This is a genomic window from Acinetobacter sp. PFS20 (assembly GCF_052261015.1).
GTDB lineage: Bacteria > Pseudomonadota > Gammaproteobacteria > Pseudomonadales > Moraxellaceae > Acinetobacter.
The window spans coordinates 2,367,725-2,385,388 of record NZ_JBPVZE010000001.1 but is presented as its reverse complement, the minus strand read 5'-3'; the positions used below and the strand labels follow the sequence as shown (position 1 = coordinate 2,385,388).

18 protein-coding genes are annotated in these 17,664 nt (G+C 37.3%); 5 read left to right on the top strand and 13 right to left on the bottom strand.

The genetic code is table 11. The annotated features are described in order from the left end of the window. Nucleotides 1-25: 25 nt before the first annotated feature. Entirely contained in the window at nt 26-1,240 is a 1,215-nt protein-coding gene (pobA, locus tag ACS125_RS11250; RefSeq protein WP_443272157.1) for a 4-hydroxybenzoate 3-monooxygenase, read from the bottom strand. 141 nt (nt 1,241-1,381) lie between these two features. Between pobA and pobR the strand changes: the two genes are divergently transcribed. Beyond that, entirely contained in the window at nt 1,382-2,197 is an 816-nt protein-coding gene (pobR, locus tag ACS125_RS11245) for an IclR family transcriptional regulator PobR (protein WP_443272155.1), read from the top strand. A gap of 55 nt (nt 2,198-2,252) precedes the next feature. Here pobR and ACS125_RS11240 read toward each other — a convergent pair whose 3' ends face one another. Then, the gene (locus ACS125_RS11240) at nt 2,253-2,849 is read right to left on the bottom strand and encodes an NAD(P)H-dependent oxidoreductase (RefSeq protein WP_443272153.1); all 597 of its coding nucleotides are present in this window, start codon (nt 2,847-2,849) and stop codon (nt 2,253-2,255) included. 98 nt (nt 2,850-2,947) lie between these two features. Here ACS125_RS11240 and ACS125_RS11235 point away from each other — a divergent pair, with 98 nt between their 5' ends. After that, entirely contained in the window at nt 2,948-3,859 is a 912-nt protein-coding gene (locus ACS125_RS11235; protein WP_443272151.1) for a LysR family transcriptional regulator, read from the top strand. A 104-nt stretch (nt 3,860-3,963) separates the two neighbouring features. Here the strand turns inward: ACS125_RS11235 and ACS125_RS11230 are convergent, their stop codons facing one another. Then, nucleotides 3,964-5,343, bottom strand: a complete 1,380-nt coding sequence (locus ACS125_RS11230) for an L-serine ammonia-lyase (RefSeq protein WP_174729440.1) — start codon at nt 5,341-5,343, stop codon at nt 3,964-3,966. Between the two features lie 467 nt (nt 5,344-5,810). Between ACS125_RS11230 and ACS125_RS11225 the strand changes: the two genes are divergently transcribed. After that, nucleotides 5,811-6,434, top strand: a complete 624-nt coding sequence (locus ACS125_RS11225; RefSeq protein WP_151962513.1) for a hypothetical protein — start codon at nt 5,811-5,813, stop codon at nt 6,432-6,434. 74 nt (nt 6,435-6,508) lie between these two features. Here ACS125_RS11225 and ACS125_RS11220 read toward each other — a convergent pair whose 3' ends face one another. The 3 genes from ACS125_RS11220 to ACS125_RS11210 all read right to left on the bottom strand — a co-directional run bounded on the left by ACS125_RS11220 (nt 6,509) and on the right by ACS125_RS11210 (nt 8,063). Beyond that, nucleotides 6,509-6,943: an I78 family peptidase inhibitor gene (locus ACS125_RS11220; RefSeq protein ID WP_443272148.1), complete on the bottom strand. Its 435-nt coding sequence runs from the start codon at nt 6,941-6,943 to the stop codon at nt 6,509-6,511. A 159-nt stretch (nt 6,944-7,102) separates the two neighbouring features. Continuing rightward, the gene (soxR, locus tag ACS125_RS11215) at nt 7,103-7,570 is read right to left on the bottom strand and encodes a redox-sensitive transcriptional activator SoxR (protein WP_081399172.1); all 468 of its coding nucleotides are present in this window, start codon (nt 7,568-7,570) and stop codon (nt 7,103-7,105) included. Nucleotides 7,571-7,769: 199 nt separating this feature from the next. After that, nucleotides 7,770-8,063 (bottom strand): hypothetical protein, encoded by a 294-nt coding sequence (locus tag ACS125_RS11210; protein WP_013198273.1) that lies wholly within the window; start codon nt 8,061-8,063, stop codon nt 7,770-7,772. Nucleotides 8,064-8,502: 439 nt separating this feature from the next. Between ACS125_RS11210 and ACS125_RS11205 the strand changes: the two genes are divergently transcribed. After that, entirely contained in the window at nt 8,503-9,162 is a 660-nt protein-coding gene (locus ACS125_RS11205; protein WP_034596265.1) for an epoxyqueuosine reductase QueH, read from the top strand. Nucleotides 9,163-9,439: 277 nt separating this feature from the next. On the opposite strand, the gene pdxR is transcribed toward ACS125_RS11205, so the two are convergent. Beyond that, nucleotides 9,440-10,918, bottom strand: coding sequence for a MocR-like pyridoxine biosynthesis transcription factor PdxR (pdxR, locus tag ACS125_RS11200; protein WP_443272145.1), 1,479 nt, complete (start codon nt 10,916-10,918; stop codon nt 9,440-9,442). A 111-nt stretch (nt 10,919-11,029) separates the two neighbouring features. Between pdxR and ACS125_RS11195 the strand changes: the two genes are divergently transcribed. Then, on the top strand, nt 11,030-11,485 hold the full coding sequence (locus tag ACS125_RS11195; RefSeq protein WP_443272143.1) for a GNAT family N-acetyltransferase: 456 nt from the start codon (nt 11,030-11,032) through the stop codon (nt 11,483-11,485). 38 nt (nt 11,486-11,523) lie between these two features. Here ACS125_RS11195 and ACS125_RS11190 read toward each other — a convergent pair whose 3' ends face one another. The 6 genes from ACS125_RS11190 to tssA all read right to left on the bottom strand — a co-directional run bounded on the left by ACS125_RS11190 (nt 11,524) and on the right by tssA (nt 17,655). After that, nucleotides 11,524-12,681 carry a winged helix-turn-helix domain-containing protein gene (locus tag ACS125_RS11190; protein WP_443272141.1) on the bottom strand — a complete coding sequence of 386 codons (1,158 nt, stop codon included), beginning with the start codon at nt 12,679-12,681 and terminating at the stop codon, nt 11,524-11,526. Nucleotides 12,682-12,758: 77 nt separating this feature from the next. Next, nucleotides 12,759-13,712, bottom strand: a complete 954-nt coding sequence (locus tag ACS125_RS11185) for a M15 family metallopeptidase (protein WP_443272139.1) — start codon at nt 13,710-13,712, stop codon at nt 12,759-12,761. Nucleotides 13,713-13,719: 7 nt separating this feature from the next. Beyond that, nucleotides 13,720-14,343: a hypothetical protein gene (locus ACS125_RS11180; protein ID WP_443272137.1), complete on the bottom strand. Its 624-nt coding sequence runs from the start codon at nt 14,341-14,343 to the stop codon at nt 13,720-13,722. A 12-nt stretch (nt 14,344-14,355) separates the two neighbouring features. Next, on the bottom strand, nt 14,356-15,162 hold the full coding sequence (icmH, locus tag ACS125_RS11175; RefSeq protein WP_004793176.1) for a type IVB secretion system protein IcmH/DotU: 807 nt from the start codon (nt 15,160-15,162) through the stop codon (nt 14,356-14,358). Between the two features lie 17 nt (nt 15,163-15,179). Then, the gene (gene tssK, locus ACS125_RS11170; RefSeq protein ID WP_004793177.1) at nt 15,180-16,544 is read right to left on the bottom strand and encodes a type VI secretion system baseplate subunit TssK; all 1,365 of its coding nucleotides are present in this window, start codon (nt 16,542-16,544) and stop codon (nt 15,180-15,182) included. A gap of 16 nt (nt 16,545-16,560) precedes the next feature. After that, nucleotides 16,561-17,655 carry a type VI secretion system protein TssA gene (tssA, locus tag ACS125_RS11165; protein ID WP_004793180.1) on the bottom strand — a complete coding sequence of 365 codons (1,095 nt, stop codon included), beginning with the start codon at nt 17,653-17,655 and terminating at the stop codon, nt 16,561-16,563. Nucleotides 17,656-17,664: the final 9 nt, after the last annotated feature.

Below are 17,664 nucleotides of genomic sequence, written 5' to 3'. Positions count from 1 at the left end.
GCCCTTTTTATTTTTTATCTAGCTTTTAGCTTGCGTGCTTAAAACTATCAATTTGCTTGATCTCATAAGGCAAACCAACATAGTTTTCAGCCAATGTTGTTCTACCTGCAATCGAACCAAGTACATAACTTAGTTCGGCTTGTTTAATCTTATGATCAAACTCACTTTCAGTTTCAAAGCGATGCAATAAATGAGTCATCCACCAAGAAAAACGCTCAGCTTTCCATACACGTTGTAGGCATTTTTCAGAATATTCATCAATACCCTGTTCTGAACCTTCCACATAATATTCAACAAGCGCGCTTGATAAATAAGCGATATCGGAAGCCGCGAGATTTAGGCCTTTTGCTCCTGTTGGTGGAACAATATGCGCAGCATCACCTGCTAAGAATAGTTTTCCGAAGCGCATTGGCTCAGTCACAAAGCTACGTAACGGCGCAATACTTTTTTCAATAGAGGCCCCAGTTACTAGCTTTTCACGGCTTTCAGGGTCTAGGCGGTTTTTTAACTCATCCCAGAACTTTTCATCCGACCAATCTTCTACGTGATCGGTTAAAGGGACTTGTAAATAATAACGGCTACGCGTTTCTGAACGCATACTGCATAAAGCAAATCCACGTTCTGACTGTACATAAATCAATTCATCGGCTACAGGTGGAACATCTGCCAACACACCTAACCAGCCAAATGGATAAACTTTTTCAAAGGTTTTAATTTTATCTTCAGGTACGCTGGCACGGCAGACACCATGGTAGCCATCACAACCTGCTATAAAGTCACACTCAATTTGAAAGGCTTTACCTTGGTATTCAAACTCAACTTTGGGCGCAGTGTAGAAATCTTTAACCTGCACATTTTGAGCCTCATAAAATGAAGTCAGCTGCTCTGCTTCACGCGCAGTCATCAGGTCTTTGGTGACTTCGGTCTGACCATATACGGTCACTTGTTTTCCACCTGTTAGTGCCGCCAAATCAACCCGATGTTTTACACCATTGGTTAAGATTTCAATGCCTGAATGCGGCAATCCTTTGTCTTTTAAATTTTGGTCAACGCCTGCTTGTTTAAGTAAGTCGACCGAAACTTGTTCTAAAATTCCTGCACGAATCCGTGAAGCCACATATTCAGCACTACGTTGCTCAACAATAATATGGTCGATGCCAGCTTTATATAGAAGTTGCCCGAGCAATAACCCTGCTGGTCCAGATCCAATAATTGCAACCTGTGTCTTTAAAATATCCATAACTTCATCCTTGTTTCATCCTGACTTTTAAATTACTGGCTTTAAGTTTTGTGCACTATGTATCCAAGACGAAAATAACCGTTTATCATTTAGTTTGTCCGAATAGCGGACAGAAACAACCAAAATAACAGGAATGAAAGGATGCCTTCTCTCGATGCTTTTTTAGAGCACCCGAACTCGCATGAGAAAATTCGTCAAGATGACTACATTGCAGGATTAGCAAAAGGCTTGGCTTTACTGGAAGCTTTTGGAACAGATAGGCAACGGCTCAATGTCACTCAAGTAGCAGAGCGAACCGGTATTAGCCGTACAGCGGCAAGGCGTTATCTAAAAACTTTAAAATACTTAGGCTATTTAGAAACCGATGAACATTACTTTTGGCTCACTCATCGCGTGCTGCGCTTTTCGAGTTCTTATTTAAGCTCTGCCCACCTGCCTAAAGTTGCTCAATCATTTTTAAATCTTTTATGTGCGCAGACATCTCTTACTTTTTCTATTGTGGTGTTGGATGATAACGAAGTCGTGCCGATTGCCCGTAGCTATTTACCACAGCAAGATAATTTACGTGTAAGCCCGTATGGTATGCATTTAGGAAACCGATTGCCTGCTCATGCAACTTCTACAGGTAAAGTATTGCTGGCAGCACTGTCCGAAGAAGCCCAGCATACGTGGGTAAAAAATTATGGTTTAAGACGCTTAACCCCTTTTACCATTGTAGATGAGTCAAAGTTTTTTGAAGTGCTTAAGGACATTTCATTATCGGATTATTGCCTTTCCAAAGAAGAACATGAGCTTGGCGTAATTGCGATTGCTGTGCCTGTTTTTAATGCGCAAGGTCAGGCTGTGGCAGCACTGAACTGCATGTCTCAAACCAACCGTGTACAAGAAGATTATTTGGTTCAACAAATTTTGCCATTGTTACGCAACACGGCAAATGAACTTAGAAATGTAATTTAAATAGACTTAGAAACTCTTGTGATCAATTAGAGCTACAAGAGTTTCAACTCATAATTTAAAAGGCGAATCCTTTAATTTGCTGGTTTGCCATATCTAATGCATTGTTACGATAGGCTTGCATGTCTAAGCCTTCTGCATAGATAAATTCGACGTCATGAATGCCCATTAGCCCTAAAACCGCTTTGAGATAAGGCGTGACTGCCTCAGTTTCTTGGCCAACATGAATACCGCCCCGACTACTTAGCACCACCGCTTTTACCCCTTCAACCAAACCTTGAGGGTAAGTTTCGGTGTAGCGGAACGTTTGTCTTGCTCGTGCCACCAAATCAAACCAGTTTTTGAGTTGAGTCGGGACATTTAAGTTGTACATGGGTGCGCCAATCACGAGTAAATCGGCACTTTTTAATTCGGCAATTAATTCATCAGACAAAGCAATGATTTGCTGAATGTCTTGATTATTATTTTCAGCCCCACGAAGTGCCTGAAAAATTTCCAGATCTAATACAGGCAGGTTCATTTGAGCTAAATTGCGTATGGTGATGTTATCTTGCAAACCTTGATCTTTTCGATGTTCAAGCATGATATCAATGAGGCGATTGGTCTGTGAACCCTCACCCATAATGCTAGATTTTAATACCAATATTTTAGCCAAGACCATCTCCACGTTTTTAATGAAGCCATATTAACTCCACAATAAATTCAACAGTGGTGATATTATTTCTTATCATTGGTTCCCTTTAGGCAACAATCATGCAACATGAGCTAAGTGCAATTTCTATATTTGTGACGGTGGTTGAAGCTGGAAGTTTTGTAAAAGCTGCCGAGCAATTGCATTTAACTCGCTCAGCCATAAGTAAAAATATTGCCCGTCTTGAAGATCAGCTTGGTGTGGTTCTATTTAAAAGAACAACACGTTCGCTCAGCATGACTGACGAAGGCGCTTTGTTTTATGAGCATAGCCGCCGAGCGTTAAGTGAAATACAAAACGCAGCGGCCCTGCTAGACCAAAGAAAAATCAACGCAACGGGTCGTTTACGAATGTCTGTGCCTTTACTTTTTGGACAAGTCTTTGCTGCCCCGCTCATTGTTAAATTTGCTCAACAGCATTCGGACTTACAGCTAGAAATTTCATTTAATGATCGGACTGTCGACTTGGTCGAAGAAGGTTTTGATTTATGTATAAGAATCGGGGCATTACCTGACACTACTCAACTCGTTGCCAAACCGATTGGTGAGCATCGAATGTTACTTTGTGCCTCACCTGACTATTTAAATGAAGCAGGTCCCCTAGAAAATATTGAAGACTTAGACCACCACACCACGATTGCCGACCCGCATTTTGGTCAAATGCAAAAATGGCGACTTCAAAAGGAAAATAGCGAGCCTTTATTTATTAAACCGAAAGCAAAACTTCTTTTAAATGACTTACAAGCCATTAAAAATGCAGCGCTTGCTGGAGCAGGTATCGCTTGGCTACCCGATTGGCTCATTCAAAATGAATTACAAAACGGTAAGCTCTTACAAGTGTTAGAAACCATGTCAAGCATTGCTTTTCCGATTCATTTGGTATGGCCTACACTGCCTTTTATGCCGCTGAAAACTCGTCTTGCAATTGATTATTTGACGCAGCATTTACCCCCTGAACTAAACATTCAAAAATAAAGTTAAAACAATAATGGTCACTCTTTCATCTGGTTTTTATAAATACGTTGCTCGCTAGGCTTAATGTTCAAATTAAGATGGGGCTTCTCGCCCCATCTTATTATTTAACACTCAATTGCATTAACAGCGAGGCCACCTTTTGAAGTTTCTTTATATTTCTCAGACATATCTTTGCCAGTTTCTTTCATGGTCTGAATAACTTTATCGAGCGTCACAAAATGCTCCCCCTCATCATGAAGTGCCATTTGTGCTGCATTAATGGCTTTTACAGCTGCAATTGCATTTCGCTCAATGCAAGGAACTTGAACCAAGCCACCAATCGGGTCACACGTTAAACCTAAGTTATGTTCAAGGCCAATTTCGGCCGCGTGTTCTACTTGTTCAGGTGATGCATCTAAAATCTCGGCTAAACCAGCCGAAGCCATTGCACATGCTGAGCCGACTTCGCCCTGACATCCCACTTCTGCACCAGAAATAGATGCATTGAGCTTACATAAAATGCCAACTGCTGCCGCACTTAGAAAAAAGCGAACAACTTTGTCTTCAGAAAAGTCTTTAGAAAAAGTCACGTAGTAATATAAAACTGCCGGAATAATTCCAGCTGCCCCATTTGTGGGTGCTGTCACTACTCGGCCGCCAGCAGCATTTTCTTCATTTACTGCTAAAGCAAATAAATTGACCCACTCCATGGCATGAAAAGTTGTCACAATCAGGTTTGAATTTTTCTTATTTAATAACTTATCGTGAATTTTTTTAGCCCGACGTTTTACGTTTAATCCACCCGGTAATATCCCTTCATTAATTAATCCGTTGTGAATGCACTGCTGCATCACTTTCCAGATGTCCATAATTTTGCTACGAATCTCACTTTCACTACGCCAACTTTTTTCATTTTCAAGCATTAATTCACTTATCGACAAATGATGAGTTTTACATAAGCTTAAAAGTTCAGCCGCGCTATGAAATGGATATGGAACTTTAATGTCACTGGTTTCAGATTGGGTTTGTGTTAATTTCTTTTGACTAACAATAAAACCGCCACCAATTGAGTAATATGTTTCTTCATATAAAATTTCTTCCGCGTCGTTATACGCAATCAGCTCCATTGCATTGGGGTGATAAGGCAAAGATTCATCCAAGAAAAGTACATCGTGCTTATAGTCAAAAGAAATATTCTTTTGCTGATTAAGCCGGATGGCGTTATTTTCAAGAACATCTTCAATCAAGCTTGTAGTTGCTTGAGTATCGACATGTTCAGGGTCAAAGCCCATTAAGCCTAAAAGAATAGCCTTATCTGTCGCATGACCAACACCGGTTGCTGCAAGCGAACCGTATAACTTCACCTGAACTCTAACCGTTGCTTGTAAATTGTTTTGCTTCAATAAATCATCCACAAAACTGTATGCCGCTCGCATGGGTCCAACTGTATGGGAGCTAGATGGGCCGATGCCAATTTTAAAAAGATCAAATACACTAATAAACACTGGGTCCTACCTTCAATTCATTATTATTCGTATGTTCGTCGTTATTGTGTCCTTTCGGATGACATTAAAATTATCATTAAGTCTGGTACAAATCACGAATAACTATTGGGTAGCAGCACAAAAAGACAACGGTTGAACAATCCATATCGGTCTGTTTAATGAAGAACATAAATTGTAGCGCTTTCATCAACCCTCATAGATGTTCCAGAACTAGTTTTTTAAATAAGAGCGCTAATTTGTATAAATTTAAAACCACAAATATTAGCCATTAGTCGCACCTCCCTATTTTTATTCATTTTTGCTGGTAAAGTGCTTTACATGGTTTGATACAACCTACTTAACTCAGATGCATAATTCACCTGTTCTTGCATCTGATGTTTTTCTGCCTCTAGTTCGCTAGAGGCTTTTTTTATTATTGATTTAAAGCTGATATATTAAATTTCTAGCCATAATTAAAGACAAAAAAAATGGATCGACTTTTCAAATTAAGTATTTTAAGTTTTCCTGTTTTATTGTTAAGTGGTTGCATTGGTTGCTATAACCCGACTGGCTGTAATCGAGATGATTCCCCTTATTTCTATACAAAACAAATCACTCAAGTCAAAGGCGTAACAGTTCCTGTTGGAACAAAACTGGTTTATAAATCTCAAAAGTCCAAACAGAAAGATGAGCAAACTGCACCACTTAAAGAAGAACATATAACCGGAATAAAGCTACCAAAAGATAGCGCTATGCTTTGGGGAGGAATGCCTACTAATCATCTCCTTCAATTTGCTAACTCTGAAATGCAGGGATTTACAGTCTACCGAGCACAAGGAACTCCCGCTGTATATTCCAATCAATTTTTAAAACTCTGGAAAGAATGTGATAGTGATTTAGATGTTTCTATCAAAAATAAAAATGACTGGAGCTTTAATCCTTCAAATATGAAAATTATTGGATGTGGAATTAACTATCAAGAAAGAGCTTCATACAACACCAATAATCCAAGCCAAGATAAAGTTGATATTTTTCTCATCAAAATTAATCACGCTTTGCAACAACTGCCCCAACAAAAAGAGTATCCAGTCATTCATTATTCCCAAAATTAAAGTCATAAAAAAGCCTGCATCTCAACAGGCTTTTTTACTTCAAGATTTGGTTTAACAAACTTTAATTAAACAAATTAACCACAAGTTGCCTGAGTAATTTTCTTAGAAGCAGGATCAATAGTGACTGTAACTCGGTTTGTACGATAATCCATTGTCATTGGTTGACCAGGAGCCACTTTACGCACAATCTCTGATTGAGTCTTTTGTTTAATTTGATCATCAGTCAGACCAGATTGCCCCACTAATTTTTGAGCTTCTTCTGCTATACAGTTCGCTTGGTTATCACGGAATAATTTCCATTCTTCGACGACTTGGCCATTTGGTAAATGACAATACCCAACCTGACCATTTGCTTCATTTCTAATTTCTAATTTCCCACCTTGTTCAACACAATATTGACTAGCTGGGTTTGGTGAACCAATTTTTGGTGGAGTTGAATCTTTATGTTGTACAGACGAACAAGCCGTTAACGAAACAAGCGCTAAGCCAAGAAAGATCATTTTTTTCATAATTTTTTGCTTCTTACTAAAAAAACTAAAGATATCAAAAAAATTCATGTTCCATATGACTTGCTTACAATAAAAAACTCACTTGAATGTTCTAGCAAAATAAATTTAATTTATTGGAAATTAAGATATTCCCAATTAAAAGCCATTTTTTGAACTATTCTATTCAGGTCTTTCTAAAATCCGGGCCCCTGATCCGTCTTGTCCTAAAATATCTTCAGGATTTCTTAATGGACATTGCTCTAATGATAAGCAACCACAGCCAATGCACCAGTCCATTTCATCTCTTAAGCGAGTTAATTTTTGAATTCGATCATCCAAATTTTCTCGCCAATGACTCGATAAATCCTTCCATTGCTTAGCTGTTAATTTGCTACCTATCGGATACTGACTTAAAGCTTCTTTAATCTCATTTAAAGGAATACCTACCCTTTGAGCAACTTTAATAATCGCAATATATCTTAAAATAATTAAGGGATAGCGACGTTGATTACCATTCGTTCTTATACTTTTTATAAGTCCTTTCGCTTCATAAAAATGAAGGGTTGAAACAGGAACCCCGCTCCTTTTTGCAACTTCACCCACAGTCAAAACGCGACTAGGGTCAGCTTTTTTATTTTCACTCATCACAATTGACCTCAACTTTACTTGAGGTTTATAAGAGTACGTCTTTGTTTTGTCAAATAAATAACAGGGATTTTGTTATATGTTATGAGCCGCTTTTATCAAGTTATAGGTCTTATCTGTAAAAGCAAAAGATAAAAAATAGATCTGATGATTAATCCAGTTCAATCTATAAAATAACTTGCTATCAGTTAAATTTAAGTAATTAGTTTTGTAGAGTACACGGACATCCACAAATCCAAAACATGTTGTACACGAAAGGCATTGGGGCGCCTAATGGATAGACTTTAATTTGCTCGATTTTATAAGTTTTTTTACGTGATTCAATGTGAAGTATATTATCGTGACGTGCAATCACAATTCCCTTTTTATATAATTTTTTCCTTTCATTCTTTGCATCAAATTTATATACCAAAAAGTAAACTTTTTCTCCTACGCTAATCTTTGAATGATTAACCATAATGTAACCGTTACAATACTTACATTGCCAATCTTTCATATCTCAAATTATCACACGCTTAAATTAAAAAAACACACTGAATTTTATAGTATAAATTTATTAAAGATATAAATCTAAAGAAATACTTTAATTGAAAAAATAAGGTTTATTTGTGACACATATCACAATAAAAACTTAAAATTATATTCAGATACATCAAACACTTATCAAAAAATATTTAAGGTTTATTATTTTTTAACATATAAAATCCACCCATAATTTATTTAATCATATAGTATATTTAACAATAACTTTAAGGTTAATTATAAAGATGACTTTAATATTTAATACAATATTTAATTCATTATATTTAGCTTAGTACTAAAAATATTAATAAATAACATTAAATTAATTTCACAGTAAGATTGAAAATAATTCATTTCACATTATATAAAAAATAAATATATAATGAATTGCATTACAATTTAATTTTTTTATTATGTCAACTCAACGTTTAAAATTAGAACTCCCATCTGGACACGATCAATTATTACTTCATTCTTGTTGCGCTCCTTGTTCAGGAGAAGTGATGGAAGCCTTGATTGACTCAGACATTAAATTTTCAATATTTTTTTATAATCCTAATATTCATCCAGTAAAAGAATATCTCATCCGTAAGGAGGAAAATATTCGTTTTGCCGAAAAGCATAATATCCCGTTTATTGATGCAGACTATGACACTGACAATTGGTTTGCTCGAGCAAAAGGTATGGAAGATGAACCCGAACGTGGTATTCGTTGCACCATGTGTTTCGATATGCGATTTGAACGAACTGCCCTTTACGCATATGAAAACGGCTTTAGTCTCATCAGTAGTTCGCTAGGAATTTCTCGCTGGAAAAATATGGCGCAAATCAATGACTGCGGAATTCGTGCTGCTGCGCCCTATCCTGAAATTCAGTACTGGGATTACAACTGGCGTAAAAACGGTGGCTCAAGCCGTATGATTGAAATCAGTAAACGAGAAGAGTTTTATCAACAAGAGTACTGTGGCTGTGTATATTCTTTAAGAGATACTAACCGCTGGCGTATGGGTAATGGGCGTGATCGTATTAAACTGGGAGTTAAGTTTTATAGTAATGCTATGGAAGAAGATTAATTTTTATTTCTCTTTAAAAATTAATTAAGTTATTCCGAACTATATTTATTTTTGATAAAAAAACGGCCACATCTGGAGAATGTGGCCAAAAGGTGTACTAAATAAGCTTTGATGTAGTTAGATTAATTGTGCTAGCTTAAAATAATATTAATTAAAATTAATTTTTAAAAATTTTAATAACATCTCTATTTTTATATAACCAATTGATCATCATAGAAATTCATATTCAAGCATTTAAAAAATGATTAAATTTATCTAAATAACAAAACCTAGGCTATTATTTTTCTTGTAAATAATGTGCAATTTTTTGAATGTTTTCAATAATTTCATTAGGTGTGTGGGCTGCATAGCCAAAAAGTACCGCGGCCTTTTTGGTTGGCATCTGACAATATCTTGATAATGGCTGAACAGCCAAGTTTAGAGCTGAACACTGATCAATAAATCCTTGCTCTGTCCACTTACCTTTTAACCAGCACACTGCATGGATACCTGAATCTGTAGGTTGAACACTAAGCACATCTGCAAGATGCTCATCAATCGCTTTAATCAATGCTTGTTGGCGCTCATAGCAAGCTTTTCGAACTTTGCGTACATGCCGAGCATAGTGACCTTTTTGTATAAATTGAGACAAAGCCACTTGCTCTAAATAAGAACTTCGAACATCGGTATAGTATTTTGCTGCACTAAAGGTTTCGATCAATACTTCAGGCACAACCATAAATCCTAACCGAAACTCTGGAAACATCATTTTGGTAAAAGTACCAGAGTAAATAACTCTTTGCTGCTGATCTAAACCTTGTAGAGCTTGAATAGGATGTGTGCCATAGCGAAACTCACTATTATAGTCATCTTCAAAAATCCATTTCTCTTGTTGAGATGCCCAATCGAGTAACGAAAAACGGCGGGCGAGACTTAAGGTTCCACCTACAGGAAACTGATGTGAAGGCGCTGTATAGACCAGTTTGCTTTTTGAATAACGACGAATAATGTCTGAGACTTGCATTCCCTCTTCATCACTTTCAATTAAATTTACCTGTGCACCAAAACTTCGGAAAATATTAAAAGCAGCGTCATAACCCGGGTCATCTAAACACACCTCATCATTTGCTTGAAGTAAAGCATAGGCCGTTAAATGAATAGCTTGCTGCGTCCCATTTACGATAATAATTTGCTCTTCGTTGCAATTCAGCCCTCGGGTGGAGCGGACATATTCACAAATTGCCTGACGTAGAGGCAGATAGCCACGCGGGTCGTGAAATTGACCAAGCTGATAATACGACTGCCGCCAAGCTTGATTTAATAACTTTCCCCAAAGTTGATGAGGAAATAAATCAACACAACCTACACCCACATGGAACATTTTTTTCTTTTGACTCGACCATGACTGCTCTCGCCATGAAGTTAATAATGCTTCCATATTCGGATTAATATTTAAGGATTGATGATTATTTTTAGACATTTTTTTTGAATTTTCTTGAACATGTATTAACTGATCTGGCACAACCTCAGCAACATAGGTACCCGAACTTGGTTTGGTAAATAAATATCCCTCATCAAATAATCGTTCAAGAGCTGCCAATACAGAGTTTCTTGAAATTGACATCATCTCTGCTAGGGCACGACTTGAGGGTAATTTTGTTCCGGCAGATAGCCGTCCATCTAAAATAGCATCACGCAAAGCCGAATATAGCCCATCTTTAATCTGCCCTTTTGGCAAAATCAAATGTGGGAACGATGCCGAAATCGAAGCTGCCATAATAAACTGGTACTTTAAAAAATATCAAAAGTGTACCTTATAAAAATACCACTATCAAAACTACACTCTAGTTGTCCATTTTCCATTACTTTAAAATAGAGTGTAATTATTATGCAAAATCAAGCTATTCAAATCATCCCTGTTCAACAGCAGGACTATTCACAATGGGAAAAATATTGGCTTGCTTATCAAAATTTTTATCAGGTAAATTTACCTTTTCATGTCACAAAAGTGACTTGGGAACGCTTTTTCGATGAAAATGAACCCGTTTATTGTGCTGTTGCCAAACAAGGCGAGCAAGTTTTGGGAATTGTGCATTATGTTATTCATCGTTCAACATGGGCAGAAAATAATTATTGTTATTTAGAAGACCTCTATGTTTCCCCTGAAGTTCGTGGACAACACATCGGTAAGCAACTGATTGAGTATGTGCAGAAGCAAGCAATTGAACACAATTGTGACCGTTTATATTGGCATACTCAAGAAACCAATCTAACAGCACAAAAGCTTTATGACTGGATTGCACAAAAACCAGGGATTATTGAATATCGTATGTCCTTGAACTAATAAAGTGAAAACACCAAAAGCTGGAGTGCTTTTGGTGTTTAAATTTTAGTACGAATAAGCTTAATCACTTTGTCATTAACAGTTAAACATTGGTTAAATGCTGCGAAACGTTTGAGCTCTTGATCTAGTTCAAAAAAGAAATGCTCTTTATCTTTGATTGTTTTTTCTAGATGCAGACTAATTACTTCTAACTCTTTTATAGAACGATGCGCTTTACAATCTAGTCGACCGACTAAATCATCTTGATATAGAATCGGCAAACAAAAATAACCATATACCCTTTTAGCCGCCGGTACATAGCATTCAATCCTATAATCAAACTCAAATAAAGAAGTTAAACGGTCACGATGAATAAGTGAGTTATCAAACGGCGAAAGTATTTTTAAACCAAAATCAGTAGTAAGCTTTTGTTCTATAGCAGCCACATCAACATATAAAGTTTGACCGTCGGCAAGTTTAACCGCTGATACAACACCAGCATCAACCTGCTCTTTTAGCACAACACGCATAGCCTCTTTTAAATCATTTTTCTTTAAATGAACTAATTGCTTCCATGTAAATGCCCCATGTGCTCGAAGCGTATTATTAAATAAATACTGCGCATATTCATAAAGCGTAGGCATAGTTAAATCAATATTTTCAGGCAAGCAGCGCTCGGTCAAATCATAGACCTTTTCCATTCCGTTACGTTCACAGATCATCAGGTCACCCTGCATATATAACTGCTCAAAAGCACGACGGCCTGGTCCAGTATTCCACCAGTTTCCTAAACTCTTTTTATTATTCTTATCAATATCTCTTAATCGAATTTTACCTTCAGCACGAACACGCGCCAAAATTTCATTCATGAGCTGCTGATCGCCTCTATTAAAATAACGGCTTTCCCCTTTCCTAACAGACATCATAGCAGGCAGTGCATAGCGATAATCTTTCATAGGAAGATAAGACGCAGCATGATACCAATATTCAAAAATCTGGCGCTCACGAACCAAACTATTTAAATGATTTAAATCATAGTCAGGCACTCGGCTCCACAATATATGGTGATGAGCTCGCTCTACAACCGATATGGTATCAATCTGTACATATCCTAAATGCTCAATAGCCTGTAAAGTTCCATCCACACCTTTTGCAAATGGACTAGTTTTACCTAAGCCTTGATTAAATAGAGCCAAACGTTTTAAAGATGAAGTCATAGAAAGCTCAATGGGCTAATCACTGAATCAATTTTTATGTCCTGTATTCTAGGTTCTGTAAACATATTCTTCTCTTTTTAATTTATATCATTCAAACTTTCGGCAATCAGTTTTTCTGCCATTTCCTGTGTCTTTCTTAAGCCCGGCATACGGAACTCTGTATGACCATAATCTTGAATAGATTTCCAACGTCCACCCCATGTAAGCCCAACCGATTCAGCAACTTGCCCATACAAACGATAGCCTTGCATAGCCCAAGGGTCTCTTTCAGAAATAACCACTTTTCCATTTCGTTTAAAGGCGACATCTGCTGCCAGACCAAATTGATGATAACTCTGATACCCTTTTGCTCTTGTCATGTTCGGATTACCTGCCAACATATTCTGACGCACAGGACTACGATATCCCTCTAATAGAACCAACTCATAACCATATTGTTCTTTCATGATTTTAAAAACCATGAGTAAACGCTGCTTATAACGGGGGTTCATTTTGCTCCATTTACGATCTACTAAACTGGTATCTAAAATAGCTCGCCCATCAAAACTCGTATTATCAATAGGTGAAGAATTAATGGTTCCACTATTTTGAGCAGAATATTGTTGCTCTAATTGTGTAGCCTCTACAATTGCGGCTTCAATTAGGCTTTCATCCACTTCTGGTGGTGGCGATAGTATTTCACCGTTCAAAAGCGCGTAGATTTGAGGATCTGTTTTTTTGAGATATTCAGCTTCAATTCGAGTTGAGCTAATAGGTCGAGTAAAAGCAAACACTAAAATACTGGCAAACAAGAAAAATCCTGCAATAACAATCCACCACTGCTGTAAATGCCAATGGGATTGCAGCTTTTCAGGTGCAGCTGCCTGATTCATTGTTTGAGCAAATTGTCTAACCTGATTAAGCTGTTTACGGCCTTGCGGCAGTAATGACAAAACAAAATCTTTGCTTCTCGTCCTTAGCTCATAAGACATTAAAAACGCTAAACCAATTGCTAAGCATGTAAAGCAAAAGAAAATGAGAAAAATCATCATTTGTTCATTAATTCACAGCAAAAGGACTTCGTGTAATTTTAATATCTACCGATGCTTTAGGTGGTTCAACCTCAGCTTCGGGTTCGGCTGGAGCTTTATTCTCAACAACAGGTTTAGCCTGTGCCACTTGTTGCTGCGGCGTTTTAGTCACTGGCTTTTGCTGAGCCGGCTGTACCTTCGGTTGAGCCGTTTTAGCTGCACCCGTCTGTAGTTGAGGCACAACCTGAACTTTCTTTTCACCCGTGAGCTGTTCGTCAAACGGAGAAACTCGCTGTTGATTGACAGTAGCAGGCTTATGCTGAGCAGGTTTAAAGATATTACTTAATTCATTATCTTTAGGTTGTTCAAAACCATCACGGCTCATTGAATCTGTTTCGTTGTCTTGGCTTACAGCAACCTGATTTTGTTCATCAGGAGAATGAGCAGTTTCTTGATTTAAAATCTGTTCTTCTGTTGATTTACTCTCAATTGCTATTGATTCTGACGAATGCGGTTGAGACAAGAACAGGAATAGCGAGATGCTGACAAACACCCCGGCAATAACACCAATGACAATATAAAGTATTGGTGATTTCGGCTTTTTTTTATTCGATTGTAAAACTCGAATAGAAGTTGGTTTTTCCTGAGCCATTTCGTACCATCATCAAGGTAAATAAATTGTAATATGTGCTTGCTCTTGAGGAGCAGAAATCACATTTTGATAATTAGATAATGCTTTATCATTTTGATTATTCAGCATAAATCTTAACCCAGCAAAGGTAAGCAATGCAAAAATCAATAAAAAGATCAAAATCCAAAAGAAAGGTACTTCGCGATGAATAATATTTCGTATCTGATCGGGAATGGCCGAGAACGGCGAAAAGGCAACTTTTTTTCCTTTCAAATAGTCAATTTCGTCACCTACTCTTGATACTAAATGGTTGAGACTTTCCGTAGATTCGATTCGGTACTTACCCTGAAAACCTAATAAAAGGCAGTAATGAAATACTTCTAGAGCAGCTAGACGTTCTTTTCCACGGCTACGTAATTGCTCCAATATTTCAAAGAAGCGATAACCCGCTAACTGAGAACCAAACAAGCTCAATTGTAACGGGCTAATTAACCAAGCATTTTGCAAATTAAAATAACTAGGGTCTTGTTGCGTTACGATCGTTTCATCAATCAAAGCACAGAATGCATATTTAGCATCATGAATATCATCAGCTGAAAATTGTAACTTTTTAGCTTGCTGCTCAAATTGATTGAGTAAATTTAAGATTTTTTCACGAAACTGCTGAGCGTCTGCTGGCACATACTGATTTCGAATTAAAAAAACCAAATAAAAGCCGTCATGCAATAAATCAATAAGATTGATTGCCTGTAGTTTTGCTTGAGACTGGCTATTATTGTTCCCACCCGTTCCAATTTGTCCATCATCAAATAAAGAAGGAGCACCTGTGGATTGTGACATTTTTCTCTCCTTTACCCTTAAGCGTTCATAACCGCAATCAGTTCAATACTGATATCTTGGAAACCAGCTGGAACATAAATACAAATCGTTTCTGAATCTAACATGCGCTGATAAAGTTCATGATGTGGTTCAATCTCGAAATAGCTCACCCCAGAACGTACTGGTATTGCAGTTGGAACTTGAATTAAGTGATGCAATGGAATCGCAGGCAATGCAGCAACTACACGTTGTTCCACATCTAAAGTGCTACCGATCTTGAATCGTAAAGGCACAATCTGGATTAACTCATGTGTCTGCATTGCGCTACTTGATACTGCAATATAAAGTCGAGTATCTCGAGTAATCTTATCAGTCTCAAGACTTCCCACCCAATATGAAGGTCGGATTTCTTTAAGCGCAATGCTGATATAACGACTCGAAATAATCGTATCGAGTAAATCACGTAGAATCGTATCTAACTGAGTAAAACTTTCTTGTAAATTATGGTGTTTATAAGCAGGCAGCTGATCAACATCATACGCCGTCGAGAACGTTAATAATGAACCTGCTAAACGCAATAATTCGAAGAACAAACGCTCTGGATGAATTTGTGGATATTGCACAAAATGATTTAGACCAGCATGGGCTGTATTTAAGGCATTTACCAACCAGAACGAAACGATATCACCAGAACGGAATTCAATTAATTTCTGTTCATTTTCTCGGTTATTGGTTTGAATCGTCTTAATTTTTGCCTTAATAACGTTCAGAGTTCTTTTTAAGTTTGAAATGAGTGTTTCAGAGGCATCCACATGCAAAATTGGTGGAATAAACTTTCGGTCAATTTCAAAAGCACCTGAACTTTGACGTTTAATCTTTCCAATAGGCAGATATAAGAAACCATCCAGATTATGATCTGGATTACTATGTACATCTAATAATTTAAAAACAGCACGGCGGCGTAGCAAACTAATATCTGCTTCGGTAGCGTTAGTAAACAGATCATGCGTTTCGACAAGGTGTGATTGATATCTGCCCTTTTGTGCTTGGTTTTGATCAATTAGATTTTGCTTATTTGCTTGTAAGAGTGGTAATGCTAAATAAATTAGCATCTCACCACGTAAATTAAGATCATCCAATAAAATTGGTTCAGGCAATAAATCATATGCAGGCGCCTGATAAATTTCACCGTCTTGCCAGATCATCTCTACAGACTCAAGAGCAAGAATATGTGTGCTCAATTGAGCCTCATCGAAACTTAATTTCTGAATACCATATGAAAAAGGTACGACCGCACGAACCGTATGATTCAAGCGTTGTTCATGATAGGTATCTTGAATTTGGAAATGTTGAGGTCTTAAAAATAAACCTTCGCCCCATAGGACTTTTTCAGCTTTAAACATATGTCTTTACCAATCTTTATTCATATTCATTTTTAGGCTGCACACCTAACATTTCCTGAACCATTTGTAATGGATGCTCATCTTTAATGACTTGTGCTAGCCATTCATGTAATGGCATTTGACTCCATTTAATCGTTTTTTGAAGCATATAACTCACAGGACTATGCGGCTCGTTTGCCTGAAAGTAATCCGCAATTTCTTGCAGCACTTTCATTGCTTGCTCACGGTTCGCCAAGTGTGTTTGTGCTTGAGGCTGAAAAGCAGGCTGATCTGAAACAACTTGTACAGGCACTTGATTTTCCATAGATGAACTCGTGATGACAGTCGCCTGCTCTTGGACTGGCGTAAGTCCAGTACCGAAAGCTTCTGCTTTATAAATCTTGCGTAATGTGCTGTGAATAGTTTCAAATGCTGAATCAATTGCACCAAAACTCGGTGAGTCTAGCCCCATTAAATGGTCAAGGGTTTGCTTTAAAACATCCCACTCGGTTAAGACTGAGCTAAAATCTTGATAATTAGAATATTGAAAAGTTTTAGACGTATTAAAAATAGCTTGATCGAACTGTTCTAACTCCGATGGTCCCGACTGACTATCGTACTCTTCAGTTTGCTTACGACGAATGTTCTCGTGATATAGAAAATTATCGTAATCAAGCAAATTGTAATAAGGCACTGTATTGGTTAAAGAGACTTTCTTCAACAAGCCAGGTAACTGATTAATTAAACCCTGTAATAAACCAATGCGTTGATCTAAGTCATCATCTTCAATAACAGGATGAATTTCCTGCCAGTATTGATTAAGCATGGTATGACTTAAAGTTAAACCTTTCGCCATACCCTCAAAACCATAAAGATGAGTCCAAGCCTCTATGAGCCAAGTTAATAGACGAATATCTTTTGTATTCTCTTTTAGCAAAACACTCGTTTTATTTGATACAAAATCCCAGTCGGCTTGTTTTCGCTCAGCAACCCAATCGCCTTGATCTAGCAATAGATCATCTTGTGTTTTCGCCTTTTTGATTTCATGAAATTCATTAGAAAATGAAAAGTCATCACCACAAGGTAAGCTATCACTAATGGGTTCAAGGAGTTCAGAAATATCAATATTCATCTAATTTTT